Here is a 19303-nt window from a genome sequence, read left to right on the forward strand (position 1 = left end):
ACTTTATTAGCATGCAAAAGCAAATCCCGCCAGCCAGCCCCTGTTCCTTATACCCGTGGATAGCAGGGAAAATTTGCCCCCGAAGCGACCCAGGCGTAGACTATTGTCACTGTTTAAGGAGTGGAATATGCAGAATACGACCCAACCCATTGACCGAGCTTCACTGCTTATCGAAGCAAACAAACTCATTCGCGACCATGAAGACACCCTGGCGGGGATTGAAGCGACTGGCGTGGAACAACGTAATGGCGTGCTGGTGTTCAGCGGTGAATACTTCCTTGATGAACAAGGGTTACCAACCCCGAAAAGCACCGCCGTGTTTAACATGTTTAAATACCTGGCGCATACCCTCTCAGAGAAGTACCACCTGGTCGATTAAAACGAAAACGCGAGGCATCTGCCTCGCGTTTTTCTTTACAGCAGCGGCTTTTGTCCGCGCTGCAACCAGCGTAGCAGCAGGCGATCCGCGCTTTCTGCCGCACTATTGGTAAAACGGTCAAGCAGGCGCTTACGTCGGGTGAAGCGCACCCCCACCAGCTCACGGCCTTCCATCAGGTTGAGCAGGAGGTCGTCGCTGGTACCCACTTCATCCACCAGCCCTTTCTCCTGCGCCTGCGTGCCGTACCAGTGTTCGCCGGTAGCCACCTGCTCAATGTCCAGCGTTGGGCGCATGCGGTGCACGAAATCTTTGAACAAATGATGGGTTTCGTTCAGATCTTCCCGGAACTTCTGCCGTCCCTCTTCGGTATTTTCGCCGAGCAGCGTCAGCGTACGTTTGTACTGACCCGCCGTATGCAATTCGATGTCGATCTCTTTATTTTTCAGGAAACGATTGAAGTTAGGGATCTGCGCAACCACCCCAATCGAGCCGATAATGGAGAACGGTGCTGCGACGATTTTATCCGCCACGCACGCCATCATATAGCCGCCACTCGACGCGACCTTATCTACCGCCACGGTGAGCGGGATCTGTTTATCCCGCAGACGTTGTAACTGCGAAGCCGCCAGTCCATACCCATGCACTACGCCGCCCGGGCTTTCAAGGCGTACCACCACCTGATCCTGGGCTGTCGCCACGGCCAGCACCGCGGTCACTTCCTCACGCAGAGAGGAGACTTCATGCGCATCCATGCTACCTTTAAAATCGAGCACATAGACGCGCGGTTTTGCGTCAGCCTGTGGCGTGGCGAGCTTAGCTTTCGCCTTCGCGGCTTTGGCGTCCTGCTTATGTTTTTTCTTCTGGGCTTTTAGCCACAGCTTCTGTTGATGATCGTCAAGCAGCGCCAGAGACATCTCTTCCCGCATCTCTTTATACTGCTCGCTCAGGCGGGTAATGCGTAACTCACCACGCTGACGCTTACGCTGCGTCAGGTTGACAATCAGGACGGCAATCACCGCGACAGCAATAACCACCGTCGCGATTTTGGCCAAAAACAACCCATACTGAGAAAGTAATTCCACGCGTTCCACCTTGATTTAACCACGAATCTTTCACGCCAGTGTACAACAGCCCTGCGCAGGCGTCTCGCTCTGGACATTAGCTCTGCGAGGCGGCTTCAGGAATCCCCCGTTTCTGGTTTAAATCTTTGCAAATTGTTAATTTCCCAGCGTTCTGTCCTGTAGACTGATTGAATTCTGACGCGGTTTCGGGCATAAAGCCGAAAAGTCATAAATAAAGGTGCAAGTCACGCCCAATGCGCCTGAGGAGCCACCGTGCATTATCAGCCACAAAAAAACCTTCTACAGAACCGCATCATTCTGGTTACCGGTGCCAGCGACGGGATTGGTCGCGAAGCGGCGCTGACTTATTCTGAATACGGTGCGAGCCTTATTCTGCTGGGACGTAATGAAGAAAAGCTCAAAGCCGTTGCCCGTGAAATCGAAAACGCCGGCGGTACCCCCACGCCCTGGTATACGCTCGATCTGCTGACCTGTACGTCAGCGTCATGTCAGGCCCTTGCCCAGCGCATTAGTACGCATTATTCGCGTCTGGACGGCGTACTGCACAACGCGGGGTTACTGGGCGAAGTGCGCCCGATGGATGAACAGGATCCGGAGATTTGGCAGCAAGTGATGCAGGTTAACGTCAACGGGACGTTTTTCCTGACCCAGGCCTTGCTTCCTTTATTACTTAACTCAGATTCCGGTTCGCTGGTGTTTACCTCCTCCAGCGTGGGGCGTCAGGGTCGTGCGAACTGGGGGGCTTACGCCGCCTCAAAATTTGCCACCGAAGGAATGATGCAGGTGCTGGCCGAAGAGTATCAAAACCGCCATCTGCGGGTTAACTGTATTAACCCTGGCGGTACGCGCACTAAAATGCGTGCCAGCGCGTTCCCGACAGAAGATCCGCAAAAGCTTAAAACCCCGACCGATATTATGCCTCTTTATCTGTGGCTGATGGGTGACGACAGCCGTCGTAAAACCGGAATTACATTCGATGCTCAGCCAGGCCGCAAACCGGGGATATCGCAATGAGTGAAGACCGTCATCAGCAGCGCCAGCAGCGTCTGAAAGAACAGGTTGATGCACGTGTGGCAGCCGCCCAGGACGAACGCGGGATCCTCATCGTGTTCACCGGCAACGGCAAAGGCAAAACCACCGCCGCATTCGGTACCGCCACCCGCGCAGTCGGGCACGGTCAGAAAGTGGGCGTGATCCAGTTTATCAAGGGTGAATGGCCCAACGGCGAGCGTAATCTGCTCGAACCGCATGGCGTTGAGTTTCAGGTGATGGCGACCGGTTTTACCTGGGATACCCAGAACCGGGAAACAGATACCGCAGCCTGCCTCGCCGTCTGGGAGCATGCCAAAAGAATGCTCTCTGACCCGTCGCTGAACATGGTGTTGCTGGATGAGATCACGTATATGGTGGCCTATGACTACCTGCCGCTGGAAGCCGTGCTGGAGGCCCTCAGGAACCGCCCTGCACACCAGACGGCGATCGTCACGGGGCGCGGGTGTCATCGGGACATTCTGGAGCTGGCCGATACCGTCAGCGAGCTGCGTCCGGTTAAGCATGCGTTCGATGCGGGTATCAAAGCGCAAATAGGGATTGATTACTGAAGAAAAAAGCCCGGAATATTCACCGGGCTTTTAGATTAACCGTTGTTATTTCGGCTGCCAGAGCGGCGATTGCTGCTAACCTGGCTATGACGTTTAACCGCACGGCGGATCTGGTTCGCCTTCATACGACGACGATCTTTCTCTACCGCCACTTTCGATGTGGTTTCTGGCGTCAGGCCAACCAGATCGCGCAGGTAGTTGGTTTGCGTCAGATCCAGCTCGGTATAGCCGCCACGTGGCAGGCCTTTCGGCAGCAGGATGTCGCCATAGCGGACACGAATCAAACGGCTTACCTGGACACCGACCGCTTCCCACAGACGACGCACCTCGCGGTTACGTCCCTCTGTCAGGGTAACGTTGTACCACTGGTTAATGCCTTCACCACCGGTAAACTTGATGGTTTTGAACGCCGCTGGGCCGTCTTCCAGCTGAACGCCACGCGACAGATCGCGCAGTTTGTTCTCATCAACCTGACCGAAGACGCGCACGGCGTATTCACGCTCCACTTCACGACTCGGGTGCATCAGGCGGTTTGCCAGTTCACCATCGGTGGTGAACAGCAGCAGGCCACAGGTATTCACGTCCAGACGCCCTACGGCAATCCAGCGGGCGCCACGCAGTTTTGGCAGACGGTCGAACACCGTCGGGCGGCCTTCCGGATCGTTGCGGGTACACAGTTCGCCTTCCGGCTTGTAGTAAGCCAGTACGCGGCAGATCTGTTCAGCGGACTCTTTCACGGAGATAAGATGGCCGTCAATGCGGATCTTCAGCCCCGGTACGATTTCAACGCGGTCACCGAGTGTGGCGATTTTACCGTCCACACTCACGCGACCTGCTTCAATAATGGCTTCGATTTCACGGCGCGAACCGTGGCCGGCACGCGCCAGCACTTTCTGTAACTTCTCGCTCATTGAGCTTCCTCAGGTGTCGCCTTCACAGGCGTCGAATCAGGTCAAAAACAGGGCAACGCCCTGCTTTGATGGCCGCGTAGTATATCTGCTTACACCCTTACAAGAAAGGCTTAACATCGCCCACGCCTTCACGAATCACTTCTGGCGCGTCTTCGGTGAGATCCACCACGGTGGTCGGTTGCTGGCCTAGATAGCCGCCATGAATAATCAGCTCCACCACTTTCTCCAGACGATCTTTGATCTCTTCCGGGTCGGACTCGGTAAACTCACTGCCCGGCAGCATCAGCGAGGTAGACAGCATCGGCTCGCCGAGGGTTTCCAGCAGCGCCTGGGCAATCGGGTTCGACGGCACGCGCATGCCGATGGTTTTACGTTTTTCCTGCAACAGACGACGCGGCACCTCTTTTGTCCCTTTCAGAATGAAGGTGTAGTTTCCCGGCGTGTTGTTTTTGATCAGGCGAAAGGCCACGTTGTCGACATACGCATAGGTCGACAGCTCAGAGAGATCGCGACACATTAGGGTAAAGTTGTGGCCGTCCGGCAGCTGGCGGATGCGACAGATGCGCTCCATCGCCCCTTTATCCTCGATTTTACAGCCCAGCGCGTAGCCAGAATCGGTTGGGTAGACAATAACGCCACCTTTACGGACGATTTCCACAGCCTGATTAATCAGACGTGGCTGTGGGTTATCCGGATGGATATAGAAAAACTGACTCATACTTCCCTCTCTTCAATTTGCTGTGGCTGTTCCCAGAGCTGCCAGACGGGCTCAACGCCAGCGGGTAACCAGAGCTTGCGCCCCAGTTCAATCCACGCGCAGGGCTGATGGAAATCTGAACCCTGTGACCCAAGCAGGCCAAACTGACGGGCGTAGGTCGCGAGCTGCGAACGCTCATTGGGTGCCTGCTGACACTGGGCAACTTCCATCGCCTCACCGCCGGATTCGGCAAAGTGGGCCAGCAGCCTTTTCAGCCATTTAGCAGAAAGATTATACCGCCCCGGATGGGCCAATACGGCCTTACCACCAGAATGATGAATCACATCAATAGCTTGTTTTATTGTACACCACTGGGGAGGAACGTATCCGGTTTTCCCGCGCGCCAGATACTTTTTAAACACATTCGCCATGGTCGTCGCTTTACCGGCGTCAACCAGAAAACGGGCGAAATGGCCGCGCGTGACCGCCCCACCGTTCGCCAGCTTGCGCGCGCCTTCCAGCGCACCGGGGATATGCGCCTTCTCAAGACGTTCGCCTATCAACTCCGCGCGTTGATTGCGTCGTGCTTTTTGTTCTTGCAAAAATGCGCACATTGCCGGATGTTCTGTATCAATATTCAGGCCAACGATATGAATTTCGTGGTTTTCCCAGAGCGTGGAGATCTCGACCCCGGGCACCAGATTTAGCGCCAGCCCGCTTCGGGCAATCTCGGCGCGCGCGGCGGGGATGGCGTCTGTTGTGTCGTGATCGGTTATTGCCAGCGTGCCGACACGCATTTCAACGGCGCGATGGACCAGGGCTTCGGGCGTCAGCAGGCCATCTGAAGCCTGCGTATGGCTGTGTAAATCATAAATTACGGCGTAGGTGGTATCGCTCAAAGCACTTCCCATAACAGTCTGGAGACATCCGAAGCACCTATGATACCGACTTACCGCGAAATACTGAAATCAGGGGTTGACAACACGCCATCGAACTAGTTAACTAGTACGCAAGTTCACACGAGAAAGGTATCTGAAAATGACAGCACATTTCGCTCTGCACGGTTGGTGGCGTACTTCCTGATCTTCGGGCAGTGTCACGCGTCTGCGAAAAGCAAACAGATACCCGGCCCGCTCCCAAGCGGGCTTTTTTTTGAACAGAATATGAGAATAACAACATGCAAACAGCCAAACCCCACCTCGAACTGCTGACCTGCGAGGCGGCCTATCGCCATAACCCTACCGCGCTCTTTCATCAGGTGTGCGGTGCACGTCCTGCGACGCTGCTGCTGGAATCTGCTGATATCGACAGCAAGGACGATCTCAAAAGCCTGCTGCTGGTTGACAGCGCGCTGCGCATCACCGCATCGGGTGACACTGTCACTATTAAGGCGTTATCCGAGAATGGCGCGTCGCTGCTGCCGCTGCTGGATGCGGCTCTGCCTTCAGGCATTGAAAATGAGGGTCATCCGGACCTGCGAATTCTGCATTTCCCGCCGGTAAGCCAGTTGCTGGATGAAGATGCCCGCCTCTGCTCACTCTCCGTTTTCGACGCCTTCCGCCTGCTGCAAAATCTGGTCATTGTGCCGGAAGATGAGCGCGAAGCAATGTTCTTTGGCGGGCTGTTTGCTTACGACCTGGTTGCTGGCTTTGAAGATTTACCGGAAACCGAGCAGGGTAACCGCTGCCCGGACTACTGCTTCTACCTGGCCGAAACCCTGCTGGTGATCGACCATCAGAAAAAATACACCCGCATTCAGGCAAGCCTGTTCACGCCATCTGTGTCTGAGAAAAATCGCCTCGCGCAGCGCATCGGCCAACTGCAACAGCAGATGTCAGAAGCACCGCCCGCGCTCCCGGTGCAGCGTGTTGAAAAGATGACCTGCGAGGTGAGTCAGACCGACGATCAGTACGGCGCGGTGGTGCGTCAGATGCAAAAAGCGATTCGTGCCGGGGAGATTTTCCAGGTGGTGCCGTCCCGTCGCTTTTCACTGCCCTGCCCGTCGCCGCTGGCGGCTTACGATGTGCTGAAAAAGAGCAACCCAAGCCCGTACATGTTCTTTATGCAGGACAATGATTTCACTCTGTTCGGCGCGTCACCGGAAAGCTCCCTAAAGTACGACGCCACCAGCCGCCAGATTGAGATCTACCCGATAGCGGGAACCCGTCCACGCGGCCGTCGTGCCGATGGCTCCCTGGACCGCGATCTCGACAGCCGCATCGAACTGGAAATGCGTACCGACCACAAAGAGCTCTCCGAACACCTGATGCTGGTTGACCTGGCGCGTAACGACCTGGCGCGTATTTGTACGCCGGGCAGCCGATATGTGGCAGACCTGACCAAAGTCGACCGCTACTCCTTCGTCATGCACCTGGTATCCCGCGTGGTGGGTGAGCTGCGCCACGACCTCGACGTCCTGCACGCCTACCGCGCCTGCATGAACATGGGCACGTTGAGCGGCGCGCCGAAAGTCCGCGCCATGCAGCTGATTGCCGAAGCTGAAGGCCGCCGTCGCGGCAGCTACGGTGGCGCGGTGGGCTATTTCACCGCTCACGGTGACCTCGATACCTGCATCGTGATTCGCTCCGCCTACGTTGAGGACGGCATTGCTACCGTCCAGGCCGGGGCCGGGATTGTGCTGGATTCTGTTCCGCAGTCGGAAGCCGACGAAACCCGCAGTAAAGCGCGCGCGGTACTGCGCGCCATTGCTACCGCACACCATGCACAGGAGATTTTCTGATGGCTGACATTCTGCTGCTCGATAATATCGACTCCTTTACCTACAACCTGGCAGATCAGCTGCGTGCGAATGGGCACAACGTCGTTATCTATCGCAACCACGTTCCGGCCCAGACGCTGATTGAGCGTCTGGCGACCATGCAAAACCCGGTGCTGATGCTCTCCCCGGGGCCAGGCGCACCGAGCGAAGCGGGCTGTATGCCTGAGCTGTTGACCCGTATGCGCGGCAAGCTGCCGATTATCGGCATCTGCCTCGGCCACCAGGCAATTGTCGAAGCCTACGGTGGTTACGTGGGTCAGGCGGGGGAGATCCTGCATGGTAAAGCGTCAAGCATTGAACATGACGGTCAGGCGATGTTTGCCGGTCTGCCGAACCCGCTTCCGGTGGCGCGTTACCACTCACTGGTCGGCAGCAATATTCCGGCCGGGCTGACGATTAACGCCTCGTTTGAAGGGATGGTGATGGCGGTGCGTCACGATGCGGATCGCGTCTGCGGGATGCAGTTCCACCCGGAATCTATCCTGACGTCTAACGGCGCGCGCCTGCTGGAGCAAACGCTCAACTGGGCGCTGCAAAAGCTGGAGCAGACCAACACCCTGCAACCGATTCTGGAAAAACTGTATCAGGCCCAGACCCTGAGCCAGCAGGAGAGCCACCAGCTTTTCTCCGCCGTAGTGCGCGGCGAGCTGAAGCCTGAGCAGCTGGCCGCTGCGCTGGTGAGCATGAAAGTGCGCGGCGAAAGCCCGCAGGAGATCGCCGGTGCGGCAACCGCGCTGCTGGAAAATGCCGCCCCGTTCCCGCGCCCGGACTATCCGTTTGCCGATATCGTTGGGACCGGTGGCGACGGCAGCAACAGCATCAATATTTCGACCGCCAGCGCCTTTGTGGCGGCGGCATGCGGACTGAAAGTGGCGAAGCACGGCAACCGCAGCGTGTCCAGCCGTTCCGGATCGTCCGACCTGCTGGCGGCTTTCGGTATCAACCTGGACATGAACGCCGAGCGTTCCCGTGAAGCGCTGGATGACCTGGGCGTCTGTTTCCTGTTTGCGCCGAAGTATCACACCGGTTTCCGCCACGCGATGCCCGTTCGCCAGCAGCTTAAAACCCGGACGCTGTTTAATGTGCTCGGTCCACTCATTAACCCGGCGCACCCGCCGCTGGCGCTGATTGGCGTTTACAGTCCGGAGCTGGTCCTGCCGATTGCGGAGACGCTGCGCGTCCTCGGTTACCAACGCGCCGCCGTGGTACACAGCGGCGGGATGGATGAAGTTTCCCTGCATGCGCCCACGCTGGTGGCCGAACTGAATAACGGCGAAGTGCTGAACTATCAGCTTGAGGCCGCTGATTTCGGGTTGACCCCGTACCATCAGGACGCCCTGGCGGGCGGCACGCCGGAAGAAAACCGTGACATTCTCACGCGCTTATTACAAGGTAAAGGTGAGGCCGCCCATGAGGCCGCCGTGGCGGCCAACGTAGCCATGCTGATGCGTTTACATGGCGAGGAAGATCTGAAAGCCAACGCCCAAAAAGTTCTGGACGTACTGCGCTCCGGTGCAGCTTACGATCGCGTTACCGCACTTGCGGCAAGAGGGTAAATAATGCAGACCGTTTTAGCGAAAATCGTCGCCGATAAGGCCATCTGGGTGGAAGCCCGTAAGCAACAGCAGCCGCTCGCCAGTTTTCAGAATGACGTCGTTCCGAGCAGCCGTCGTTTCTATGATGCCCTCCAGGGCGCGCGTACCGCGTTTATTCTGGAGTGTAAAAAAGCGTCTCCGTCCAAAGGCGTGATCCGTGACGATTTCGACCCGGCGCGTATTGCCGGTATCTACAAGCATCATGCGTCTGCCATTTCTGTGCTGACGGATGAGAAATATTTCCAGGGCAGCTTCGATTTTCTGCCCGTAGTCAGCGGCATCGCGCCGCAGCCGATTCTGTGCAAAGACTTTATTATCGACCCGTATCAGATCTGGCTGGCGCGCTTTTACCAGGCCGATGCCTGCCTGCTGATGCTCTCCGTGCTGGATGACGAACAGTATCGCCAGCTCTCCGCCGTCGCGCACAGCCTGAATATGGGCGTGCTTACCGAAGTGAGCAACGAAGAGGAGCTGGAGCGCGCCATCGCGCTGGAAGCCAAAGTGGTCGGCATTAACAACCGCGACCTGCGCGACCTGTCGATTGACCTCAACCGTACGCGCCAGCTTGCGCCGCGTCTGGGTGCGGGCGTCACGGTGATCAGCGAATCCGGAATCAACAGCTACGCTCAGGTGCGCGAACTCAGCCACTTTGCCAACGGTTTCCTGATCGGTTCCGCGATGATGGAACACGACGATCTTAATGCGGCCGTGCGCCGCGTGCTGCTGGGTGAGAACAAAGTTTGCGGCCTGACCCGTGAACAGGATGCGCAGGCGGCGTATGAGGCGGGCGCAATCTATGGTGGTCTGATCTTTGTTGAGTCCTCTCCTCGCGCCGTTAATGAAGAACAGGCGCGCAAGGTGATTGCGGCTGCGCCACTGAGCTACGTGGGCGTGTTCCGCAATGCGGATATTAACGACGTTGCGGCGAAAGCGGACGCGTTATCCCTGAGCGCGGTTCAGCTACATGGCGATGAAGATCAGACATACATCGATGCTCTGCGACATGTTCTGGCACCTCAGGTTCAGATCTGGAAAGCGCAAAGCGTTGGCGCCATCCTGCCCGCGCGTAACCTTACGCATGTTGATAAATACGTGCTCGACAACGGCCAGGGCGGCACGGGGCAGCGTTTCGACTGGTCACTGCTGCGTGGCGAAGTGCTGGACAATGTCCTGCTGGCGGGGGGATTAAGCCCCGATAACTGTGTGGAAGCAGCCAAAACCGGCTGCGGCGGCCTCGATTTCAATTCAGGCGTAGAGTCCCAACCGGGCATAAAAGACGCCAGCAAGCTGGCATCGGTATTTAAAACTCTGCGTGCATATTAAGGAAGAGAAGATGACGACATTACTTAACCCGTATTTTGGTGAGTTTGGTGGGATGTACGTCCCACAAATCCTGATGCCCGCGCTGCGCCAGCTGGAAGAAGCGTTCGTGAGCGCGCAGAAAGATCCGGCGTTTCAGGCGGAGTTTACTGACCTGCTGAAAAACTACGCCGGTCGTCCGACGGCACTGACCAAATGCCGCAACCTGACCGAAGGCACCAGAACCACGCTCTACCTTAAACGTGAAGATCTGCTGCACGGCGGCGCGCATAAAACTAATCAGGTGCTTGGCCAGGCTCTGCTCGCCAAACGTATGGGTAAAACCGAAATTATCGCCGAAACCGGCGCGGGCCAGCACGGCGTGGCCTCTGCCCTCGCCAGCGCCCTGCTCGGCCTGAAGTGCCGCATCTATATGGGGGCGAAAGACGTTGAACGCCAGTCGCCTAACGTGTTCCGTATGCGTCTGATGGGGGCGGAAGTGATCCCTGTACACAGCGGTTCTGCCACGCTGAAAGATGCCTGTAATGAAGCGCTGCGCGACTGGTCTGGCAGCTACGAAACCGCCCACTACATGCTCGGTACCGCGGCAGGCCCGCACCCGTTCCCGACCATCGTGCGTGAATTCCAGCGCATGATCGGTGAAGAGACTAAAGCGCAGATCCTCGAAAAAGAGGGTCGCCTGCCGGATGCGGTGATCGCCTGCGTTGGCGGCGGATCTAACGCCATCGGCATGTTTGCCGATTTTATCGACGAAACCAGCGTTGGGCTGATTGGCGTTGAGCCTGCCGGCCACGGCATTGAAACGGGTGAGCACGGTGCGCCGCTGAAGCATGGCCGCGTGGGGATCTATTTCGGCATGAAGGCCCCGATGATGCAGACCGATGAAGGGCAGATTGAGGAGTCTTACTCAATTTCAGCCGGGCTGGATTTCCCGTCCGTAGGGCCGCAGCACGCGTTCCTCAACAGCACCGGCCGCGCGGATTATGTCTCCATCACTGATGACGAAGCGCTGGAGGCCTTCAAAACGCTGTGTCGCAATGAAGGGATCATCCCGGCGCTGGAGTCTTCCCACGCGCTGGCACACGCGCTGAAAATGATGAAGGAAAACCCGGAAAAAGAGCAACTGCTGGTGGTAAACCTTTCCGGTCGCGGTGACAAAGATATTTTCACCGTTCACGATATTCTGAAAGCACGAGGGGAAATCTGATGGAACGCTACGACAACGCATTTGCACAACTGAAAGCCCGCCAGGAAGGCGCTTTCGTTCCCTTCGTGACGCTGGGCGACCCCGGTCCGGAGCTGTCGCTGAAGATTATCGATACCCTGATTGACGCCGGTGCCGACGCGCTGGAGTTGGGGATTCCGTTCTCCGATCCGCTGGCGGATGGCCCGACCATCCAGAACGCGACGCTTCGCGCGTTTGCTGCGGGCGTGACGCCGGGCCAGTGCTTCGAAATGCTGGCGGCGATTCGCCAGAAGCACCCGACCATTCCGATCGGCCTGCTGATGTACGCCAACCTGGTGTTCAGCCGCGGTATTGATGCGTTTTACGCAGAGTGCGCCCGCGTGGGCGTTGACTCCGTGCTGGTGGCTGACGTGCCCGTTGAAGAGTCTGCGCCGTTCCGTCAGGCGGCGATGCGCCACAACGTCGCGCCGATTTTCATCTGTCCACCGAATGCTGATGACGATCTGTTGCGCCAGATTGCCTCTTACGGACGGGGTTACACTTACCTGCTCTCCCGTGCGGGCGTCACCGGTGCGGAAAACAAAGCCGCGCTTCCGCTGCATCATCTGGTGGAGAAGCTGGCAGAATACCATGCTGCACCGCCGCTTCAGGGCTTTGGGATTTCCTCTCCGGATCAGGTTACTGCGGCGATTGACGCGAAAGCCGCCGGGGCCATTTCCGGTTCGGCTATCGTGAAAATCATCGAGAAGAATGTGGATAAGCCAGAGCAGATGCTGGCTGAGTTACACGCATTCGTCACATCCATGAAAGCGGCCACACACAAGGCGTAACCGTTAACACCGTCTGGCCCCGGCGTCAGGCGGTTTTCCCTTATCTCTTCCTGAAATAAGCAGGTCAAAATTGATCCTGTCGATATTTTCGGTGTGAATGACTTTTCAAACGTTCGCGTAAGCGTATGATCTGGGCTCTTTTTAGCGTTACCCTTCTGAGTTCAGAGGTTATTCATGTCCTGGCATTCCTTCAAACAGACTTACCTGGTTAAGTTCTGGTCACCTGTTCCGGCCGTTATCGCGGCAGGCATTCTCTCTACCTATTATTTCGGTATTACCGGCACCTTCTGGGCTGTTACGGGCGAGTTTACCCGCTGGGGTGGGCAGCTATTACAGCTGGCAGGCGTTCATGCCGAAGAGTGGGGTTACTTCAAACTGATCCATCTTGAGGGCACACCGCTGACCCGCATCGACGGGATGATGATCATTGGCATGTTTGGCGGATGTTTTGCGGCCGCGCTGTGGGCCAACAACGTTAAGTTGCGCATGCCGAAAAGCCGCATCCGCATTATGCAGGCCGTGGTCGGCGGTATCATTGCCGGGTTTGGCGCCCGCCTCGCGATGGGCTGTAATCTGGCCGCGTTCTTTACCGGTATTCCGCAGTTCTCGCTGCATGCCTGGTTCTTTGCCGTCGCCACCGCCATTGGCTCATATTTCGGTGCAAAGTTCACCCTGCTGCCACTGTTCCGCATTCCGGTGAAAATGACGAAAGTTAGCGCTGCATCTCCGTTAACGCAAAAACCCGATCAGGCGCGTCGTCGCTTCCACCTCGGTATGCTGGTCTTTTTTGCTATGGTTGCCTGGGCGATTTGCACGGCGATGAATCAGCCCAAACTCGGTCTGGCCATGCTGTTCGGCGTCGGCTTTGGTCTGCTGATTGAACGCGCGCAGATCTGCTTTACCTCCGCGTTTCGCGATATGTGGATCACCGGACGAACCATGATGGCGAACGCGATCATTGCCGGTATGGCCGTGAGCGCGATCGGCATCTTCAGCTACGTTCAGCTCGGCGTGGAACCGAAAATCATGTGGGCGGGCCCAAATGCGGTCATTGGCGGGCTGCTGTTTGGTTTTGGCATCGTGCTGGCGGGCGGGTGTGAAACCGGCTGGATGTATCGCGCTGTGGAAGGCCAGGTGCATTACTGGTGGGTGGGTCTGGGTAACGTGATTGGCTCTACCCTTCTGGCCTGCTACTGGGATGACGTCTCTCCGGTGCTGGCAACAAACTGGGACAAGGTCAACCTGCTGAAAACCTTTGGTCCACTCGGGGGACTCCTGGTGACCTACGCCCTGCTGCTTATCGCCTTCTTACTGGTTGTTGCACAAGAGAAGCGCTTCTTCCGACGCGTCACCGTCAAAACTGAAACTCAGGAGAATGCCGCATGAAAGAGATCGTGCCTGATTATCGTCTCGATATGGTGGGTGAACCTTGCCCTTACCCGGCCGTCGCCACGCTTGAAGCGCTACCGCAGCTAAAGAAAGGTGAAATTCTGGAAGTGGTGAGCGATTGCCCCCAGTCGATCAATAACATTCCGCTTGATGCCAAAAATCACGGCTATACCGTGCTGGATATCCAGCAGGACGGACCAACCATTCGTTATTTAATTCAGAAGTGATTTCACGATCGAAAAAGGCCTCTCAGAGGCCTTATCTAGTTTACTGGCTTTGGCCACCGTCGTCGTCTGAGTTTCGGCAGGCATGAATGAGTGGTGAGACGTGTTCCGCAAACGGAACAGATAGCACCGTGAGGTAGGCTATGTGCTGGGCTGAACGTCGTGAACTGAAACTGTTTACCTGCACAAACCGGACACTCAAATTTAATGTTGGGGATATCCCCTCCAGCCAGGTATGTGGAACAACCACCATACAGCAATCCCCGGCTGACCGGGGATATATCTTCTGTCAGAAACGATAACCTGCTGAGAACATAAATACCCATGGATCCAGACGGGTACTGATACTCTGCTGCTCACCGCCAGCTTTAAAGCGCACGTCTGTATCAATGTCCATATACCAGACCGAGGCGTTGATCAGCCAGTCACGGTTAATCAGATAATCCAGACCAACCTGCCCCGCCATGCCCCATGAGTCTTTCAGGCTGAGATCGGATAGCCCAGCCTCTTTACCGGTATCGTTAAATTTCTCATCAAAGAAGGTGGTGTAGTTAACGCCTGCACCAATATAAGGGCGTAACTTGCTGCTGGAATCGCCGAAGTACCACTGCGCCATCAGGGTTGGTGGTAAATGGTGCACCGTAGCAATGTCCCCGGTCGGCCCTAAACCGACGCGGTGACGGAATGGCGTGGCGGCCAGAAGCTCAACGCCAATGTTATCCGTAGCCATATACGTGAATGTCAGGCCTAACTGGGTGTTATTGCTGACGCTAAACCCGCCCATACCCAGAACATTGTCGGAACCTTCCGTTGGACGCACCGTTGCCGAACCGGCACGAATAAAGAATTCACCTGCTTCATGCGCGTACGCGCCGCCAGAGAGACTGCTTAAGATAAGGGCTGCCACCGCTAATTTTTTCATATCCGCTCCATCGTTGTGGTTTTAATTGCGGAGGAGAATATACTCACAAATGAGTAATAAGTGATCTAACACAGATCACATTAAAACCAGTAAGTTAACATTCATTGATCTAGGTTAATTTTTGGTGACGCCTCATAAAGCAATAAGTTGTTACCGCGTCAATTTTTGGCATTTCATAGTTAAAAAATTTTCTGTTTTTCCTCTCTTGCGCTTCCTGTAGCGGCTGGATAATTTATCGCTCTCACAATCTGATTTGATGCGTTCTACTTTTGCAGGTGTGCCATGAGTGATCATAACCCGTGCATGACGTGCGGAGCCTGTTGTGCGTATTTTCGAGTCTCTTTCTACTGGGCTGAAGCCAGCGATGGCGGCGGCACCGTTCCGGTTGATCTCACTGAACCCTTGACCCCTTTCCTGCGTTGCATGCGCGGCACCAACCAAAAACAGAGCCGCTGTGTGGCACTGCAAGGTGAACCTGGGGTATCCACCCGCTGTTCCATTTACGCGGATCGCCCCAGCCCGTGTCGCACTTTCGCGATGTCGGGAGTGGATGGGCAGGTCAATGAGGCATGCAATCGCGCCCGCGCCCGCTATGGATTACCGCCCCTTTACAAAGATATGCTTTTCCATACAAGCCTTGATGCTGCCACCAGCGTGTTATCCGGTGTACAATTGCCGGCTAATTAACACCTGCAATACCCAAGGAGAGTGCATGTCTATCACGGCGAAGTCTGTCTACCGTGACACGGGAAATTTTTTCCGCAATCAGTTCGTTACTTTTTTACTGATCGCGTTGTTGTGCGCCTTTATTACGGTGGTGCTGGGTCATGCGTTCTCACCCAGTGATGAACAGATTGCCTCGCTGAGCCAGGGGGATCATCTTGCAGGCAGCGCAGGGTTATTTGACCTTGTGCAGAATATGACGCCAGAGCAACAGCAAATCTTGCTGCGTGCATCTGCGGCATCTACCTTCTCGGGGCTGATCGGCAACGCCATTCTGGCGGGTGGCGTGTTGCTGATGATCCAGCTGGTGTCTGCCGGCCAACGCGTCAGCGCGTTACGTGCCATCGGGGCCAGTGCTCCGGTGCTGCCGAAACTGTTTATCCTCATCTTCCTGACCACGCTGCTGGTCCAGGTGGGGATAATGTTGGTTGTCGTTCCGGGCGTGCTGCTGGCTATCGTGCTTTCATTTGCGCCAGTAATGGTTGTGCAGGACAAAATGGGTATTTTCACCGCCATGCGCAGCAGCATAAGGCTCGCGTGGGCGAATATGCGTCTGGTCGCCCCGGCCGTTATCAGCTGGTTGCTGGCCAAGACTCTACTGTTGCTGTTTGCGCCGAATTTTGCGGTATTAACGCCAAACGTCGGCGCGGTTGTCGCCAATACGCTGAGCAATCTGATTTCAGCTGTACTGCTGGTCTATTTGTTCCGCCTGTACATGTTAATTCGTCAGTAACCGGGATCGCAGAATGAAGCAGTTTCTTGATTTTTTACCGCTGATCGTATTTTTCGCTTTTTATAAGCTGTACGACATCTATGCCGGCACGCTGGCGCTGATTGTGGCAACGGCTGTGGTGCTGATTTACAGCTGGGTTCGCTATCGCAAAGTTGAAAAGATGGCGCTCATCACTTTCCTGATGGTGGCGGTGTTTGGTGGTCTGACGTTGTTCTTCCACAATGATGAATTTATCAAATGGAAGGTCACAGTGATTTACGGCCTGTTTGCGGGCGCGCTGCTCATCAGCCAGTGGGTGATGAAGAAGCCGCTGATCCAGCGCATGCTGGGGAAAGAACTGACGCTGCCGCAGGCTGTGTGGGGGCGTCTGAATATCGCCTGGGCGCTATTTTTTATTCTGTGTGGTCTGGCGAATATCTATATCGCATTCTGGCTGCCGCAGAATATCTGGGTCAACTTCAAGGTGTTTGGCCTGACGGCGCTGACCCTTATCTTCACCCTGCTCAGCGGCGTTTATATTTATCGCCACATGCCGCAGGATGACAAGCACTGATCCTTCTGGCCAGATCGTCACGCGGTCTGGCCTCTTTTCCCGCCTTCTCTTTTCTCCACAATCTTCCTGCGAAAATGTCTGAATCATGAAGATTTTATGGAGATTGCTGTCGCTTTATTGTAATGATAATCACTATCATTAATATTCTTCATCGCATTTTTAACAAATGGAAATGAGTTGATGAATAACATAATAAGATTTGCCCCGGCTACACTTACACTCGCCATTTTTTCAACGCTATACCAGAGCGCGCACGCAGCGGAAGATCCTCTCGCCGATGGTGAAACAATGGTCGTTCAGGCAACCGCTGAAGAGGCCCTAAAGCAACAGCCGGGGGTTTCCATCATCACGGCAAAGGACATAGAAAAGGATCCACCGGTTAACGATCTTTCGGAAATTATTCGCAAAATGCCCGGGGTTAACCTCACCGGAAACAGCGCGACAGGCAGTCGTGGTAACAACCGTCAGATCGACATCCGTGGTATGGGGCCAGAGAACACGCTGATTCTGATTGACGGTGTGCCGGTGACGTCACGTAACTCGGTGCGCTACAGCTGGCGCGGGGAGCGCGACACCCGCGGGGACACAAACTGGGTTCCGCCAGAGATGGTTGAGCGTATTGAAGTGCTCCGGGGACCAGCTGCCGCCCGCTATGGTTCGGGGGCTGCCGGCGGCGTCGTCAACATCATTACCAAACGCCCGTCCAACGACTGGCACGGCTCCCTCTCCCTGTACACTAACCAGCCTGAAAATGATAAAGAGGGGGCGACGAAACGCGCTAATTTTGATCTGAGCGGCCCCCTCGCGGGCGATGCGTTAACGATGCGCCTGTACGGGAACATCAACAAAACCGACGCAGATGCTCAGGACATCAACACCGCGCAAAACGGCTCTTACGCCGCCGGGCGAGAGGGCGTACGTAACAAGGACATTAATGCCCTGCTCTCCTGGAAACTCACGCCACAGCAGATTATCGATTTCGACTACAGCTACAGCCGCCAGGGCAATATCTACGCGGGTGATACTCAATACAGCAACAGCAACGTCAGCCCTGACGGTCTGGTGTCGTCCCTGTATGGACACGAAACCAACCGAATGTACCGCCAGTCTTATGGCATTACGCACAACGGCATCTGGGACTGGGGTCAGTCAAAGTTCGGGGTTTATTATGAAAAGACCAACAACACCCGACTGGAAGAAGGCTCTACGGGCAAAGTTGAAGGGATGATCAATAGCGATAAATACGATACCAGCCGGCTGGAGTCATACCGTTCAACGGGTGAACTGAACATTCCTTTCTTCTGGCTAGTCGAACAGACGCTAACCGTGGGTGCAGAATGGAACCGTGATGAACTGAACGATCCGGCCTCAATGCAGTCGACAAATGTGTCGGGAGAAGTGATTAACGGTGTTCCCGGCACGGCTTCTGAGCGCAACAGCAAAAACAGCGCTGACCTCACCGGCATCTATCTTGAGGACAATATTGAAGCGCGTCAGGGCACCAACCTGATCCCAGGGCTCCGCTTTGATTATCACAATCAGTTTGGCAGCAACTGGAGTCCGAGCCTGAACCTCTCTCAGGATTTGGGTGACATGTTCAAGGTTAAAGCGGGTATCGCTCGGGTATTTAAAGCGCCAAACTTGTATCAATCCAGCGAAGGCTATCTGCTTTCCACCCGCGGTAATGGCTGCCCGAATAACGTTTCCGAAGGAAGCTGTTATCTGTTAGGTAACCCGGATCTGGATCCGGAAATCAGCGTGAACAAAGAGATCGGCCTGGCCTTTGCCCTGGAAGGCTACGAGGCTGGAATTACCTGGTTCCGCAATGATTACAAAAACAAGATCGTTTCAGGAACGGACGTGCTGGGGCAGACAAGCAGCGGCGCAAATATCCTGCAATGGGAGAACGGCGGTAAGGCCGTTGTTGAAGGTCTGGAAGGCAACCTCACCGTCCCTGTTATTCGCGACACGCTAACCTGGCGTACTAATGCGACGTATATGATTCAGTCTGAAAGTAAAGACACCGGTAATCCGTTGTCGATTATCCCCAAATATACCGTCAACACCATGCTGGACTGGGAGGTTAACAGCAAGCTTTCAGCCAACGTAAGCTGGACGATGTACGGCCGCCAGAAGCCCAGAGAAAACGCTGAAATCCGCAAAGAGGAAAATGCGATGTCCAACAGAGAGATCGGCGCGTATTCCATCGTGGGTATCGGCAGTAACTATCAGCTGACCAAAAACCTGCGCCTGAATGCCGGCATCAGCAACCTCTTTGACAAGCAGATTTACCGTGAAAATGACGGTGCATCTACCTATAACGAACCGGGCCGCGCCTATTACGCTGGCGTAACCATGTCCTTCTGACCTTCAGGCGCC

20 protein-coding genes and 1 other annotated feature are annotated in these 19303 nt (G+C 55.6%); of the genes, 15 read left to right on the forward strand and 5 right to left on the reverse strand.

What is annotated here, in order from left to right; genetic code table 11:
- Nucleotides 1–127 precede the first annotated feature (127 nt).
- On the forward strand, nt 128–379 hold the full coding sequence (locus ACQG1K_RS12105; protein ID WP_003856804.1) for a YciN family protein: 252 nt from the start codon (nt 128–130) through the stop codon (nt 377–379).
- Nucleotides 380–414: 35 nt separating this feature from the next.
- Here the strand turns inward: ACQG1K_RS12105 and sohB are convergent, their stop codons facing one another.
- Nucleotides 415–1461 carry a protease SohB gene (gene sohB / locus ACQG1K_RS12110; RefSeq protein ID WP_426720849.1) on the reverse strand — a complete coding sequence of 349 codons (1047 nt, stop codon included), beginning with the start codon at nt 1459–1461 and terminating at the stop codon, nt 415–417.
- A gap of 252 nt (nt 1462–1713) precedes the next feature.
- On the opposite strand from sohB, the gene ACQG1K_RS12115 reads away from it, so the two are divergent.
- Nucleotides 1714–2475 carry a YciK family oxidoreductase gene (locus ACQG1K_RS12115; protein WP_367074406.1) on the forward strand — a complete coding sequence of 254 codons (762 nt, stop codon included), beginning with the start codon at nt 1714–1716 and terminating at the stop codon, nt 2473–2475.
- Nucleotides 2472–3062: a cob(I)yrinic acid a,c-diamide adenosyltransferase gene (cobO, locus tag ACQG1K_RS12120; RefSeq protein WP_046619712.1), complete on the forward strand. Its 591-nt coding sequence runs from the start codon at nt 2472–2474 to the stop codon at nt 3060–3062. Before ACQG1K_RS12115 ends, cobO begins: the two co-directional genes overlap by 4 nt.
- A gap of 35 nt (nt 3063–3097) precedes the next feature.
- Here cobO and rluB read toward each other — a convergent pair whose 3' ends face one another.
- From rluB to rnm, 3 genes are all read right to left on the reverse strand, one after another.
- Complete coding sequence (gene rluB / locus ACQG1K_RS12125; protein ID WP_003856794.1) at nt 3098–3973, reverse strand: 23S rRNA pseudouridine(2605) synthase RluB; 876 nt, start codon at nt 3971–3973, stop codon at nt 3098–3100.
- 97 nt (nt 3974–4070) lie between these two features.
- Nucleotides 4071–4691, reverse strand: a complete 621-nt coding sequence (locus ACQG1K_RS12130) for an L-threonylcarbamoyladenylate synthase (protein WP_003856793.1) — start codon at nt 4689–4691, stop codon at nt 4071–4073.
- Nucleotides 4688–5569, reverse strand: coding sequence for an RNase RNM (gene rnm, locus ACQG1K_RS12135; protein ID WP_032622438.1), 882 nt, complete (start codon nt 5567–5569; stop codon nt 4688–4690). The genes ACQG1K_RS12130 and rnm overlap by 4 nt, the downstream gene beginning before the upstream one ends.
- Nucleotides 5570–5708: 139 nt before the next feature.
- Here rnm and trpL point away from each other — a divergent pair, with 139 nt between their 5' ends.
- The 8 genes from trpL to yedF all read left to right on the forward strand — a co-directional run bounded on the left by trpL (nt 5709) and on the right by yedF (nt 13996).
- Nucleotides 5709–5753: a trp operon leader peptide gene (gene trpL, locus ACQG1K_RS12140; protein ID WP_071524153.1), complete on the forward strand. Its 45-nt coding sequence runs from the start codon at nt 5709–5711 to the stop codon at nt 5751–5753.
- Nucleotides 5730–5824: a sequence feature (Trp leader region), on the forward strand. (Overlaps the previous gene by 24 nt.)
- A gap of 23 nt (nt 5825–5847) precedes the next feature.
- A complete protein-coding gene (locus ACQG1K_RS12145) occupies nt 5848–7410 on the forward strand; it encodes an anthranilate synthase component 1 (protein ID WP_063849110.1) in 1563 nt (520 codons plus the stop codon).
- Nucleotides 7410–9005, forward strand: coding sequence for a bifunctional anthranilate synthase glutamate amidotransferase component TrpG/anthranilate phosphoribosyltransferase TrpD (trpD, locus tag ACQG1K_RS12150; protein WP_367074403.1), 1596 nt, complete (start codon nt 7410–7412; stop codon nt 9003–9005). The genes ACQG1K_RS12145 and trpD overlap by 1 nt, the downstream gene beginning before the upstream one ends.
- 3 nt (nt 9006–9008) lie before the next feature.
- The gene (gene trpCF, locus ACQG1K_RS12155) at nt 9009–10367 is read left to right on the forward strand and encodes a bifunctional indole-3-glycerol-phosphate synthase TrpC/phosphoribosylanthranilate isomerase TrpF (protein ID WP_063149419.1); all 1359 of its coding nucleotides are present in this window, start codon (nt 9009–9011) and stop codon (nt 10365–10367) included.
- 10 nt (nt 10368–10377) lie between these two features.
- A complete protein-coding gene (gene trpB / locus ACQG1K_RS12160) occupies nt 10378–11571 on the forward strand; it encodes a tryptophan synthase subunit beta (protein ID WP_022648334.1) in 1194 nt (397 codons plus the stop codon).
- Entirely contained in the window at nt 11571–12380 is an 810-nt protein-coding gene (trpA, locus tag ACQG1K_RS12165) for a tryptophan synthase subunit alpha (RefSeq protein ID WP_022648335.1), read from the forward strand. The genes trpB and trpA overlap by 1 nt, the downstream gene beginning before the upstream one ends.
- 174 nt (nt 12381–12554) lie before the next feature.
- Nucleotides 12555–13766, forward strand: a complete 1212-nt coding sequence (gene yedE, locus ACQG1K_RS12170; RefSeq protein WP_367074400.1) for a selenium metabolism membrane protein YedE/FdhT — start codon at nt 12555–12557, stop codon at nt 13764–13766.
- Nucleotides 13763–13996, forward strand: coding sequence for a sulfurtransferase-like selenium metabolism protein YedF (gene yedF, locus ACQG1K_RS12175; RefSeq protein ID WP_003856774.1), 234 nt, complete (start codon nt 13763–13765; stop codon nt 13994–13996). Before yedE ends, yedF begins: the two co-directional genes overlap by 4 nt.
- 286 nt (nt 13997–14282) lie before the next feature.
- On the opposite strand, the gene ompW is transcribed toward yedF, so the two are convergent.
- On the reverse strand, nt 14283–14915 hold the full coding sequence (ompW, locus tag ACQG1K_RS12180; RefSeq protein ID WP_063150506.1) for an outer membrane protein OmpW: 633 nt from the start codon (nt 14913–14915) through the stop codon (nt 14283–14285).
- A 282-nt stretch (nt 14916–15197) separates the two neighbouring features.
- Here ompW and ACQG1K_RS12185 point away from each other — a divergent pair, with 282 nt between their 5' ends.
- From ACQG1K_RS12185 to ACQG1K_RS12200, 4 genes are all read left to right on the forward strand, one after another.
- On the forward strand, nt 15198–15602 hold the full coding sequence (locus ACQG1K_RS12185) for a YkgJ family cysteine cluster protein (RefSeq protein WP_045621607.1): 405 nt from the start codon (nt 15198–15200) through the stop codon (nt 15600–15602).
- Nucleotides 15603–15627: 25 nt separating this feature from the next.
- Nucleotides 15628–16371 (forward strand): YciC family protein, encoded by a 744-nt coding sequence (locus ACQG1K_RS12190; RefSeq protein ID WP_367074398.1) that lies wholly within the window; start codon nt 15628–15630, stop codon nt 16369–16371.
- A gap of 13 nt (nt 16372–16384) precedes the next feature.
- A complete protein-coding gene (locus ACQG1K_RS12195) occupies nt 16385–16924 on the forward strand; it encodes a septation protein A (protein ID WP_003856762.1) in 540 nt (179 codons plus the stop codon).
- Between the two features lie 180 nt (nt 16925–17104).
- Nucleotides 17105–19291, forward strand: a complete 2187-nt coding sequence (locus ACQG1K_RS12200; protein WP_108367643.1) for a TonB-dependent siderophore receptor — start codon at nt 17105–17107, stop codon at nt 19289–19291.
- The last annotated feature ends 12 nt before the right edge of the window (nt 19292–19303 follow it).

Origin of the sequence: Enterobacter cloacae complex sp. 402C9, assembly GCF_050030745.1 — a bacterium.
Classification (GTDB): Bacteria; Pseudomonadota; Gammaproteobacteria; order Enterobacterales; family Enterobacteriaceae; genus Enterobacter; species Enterobacter intestinihominis.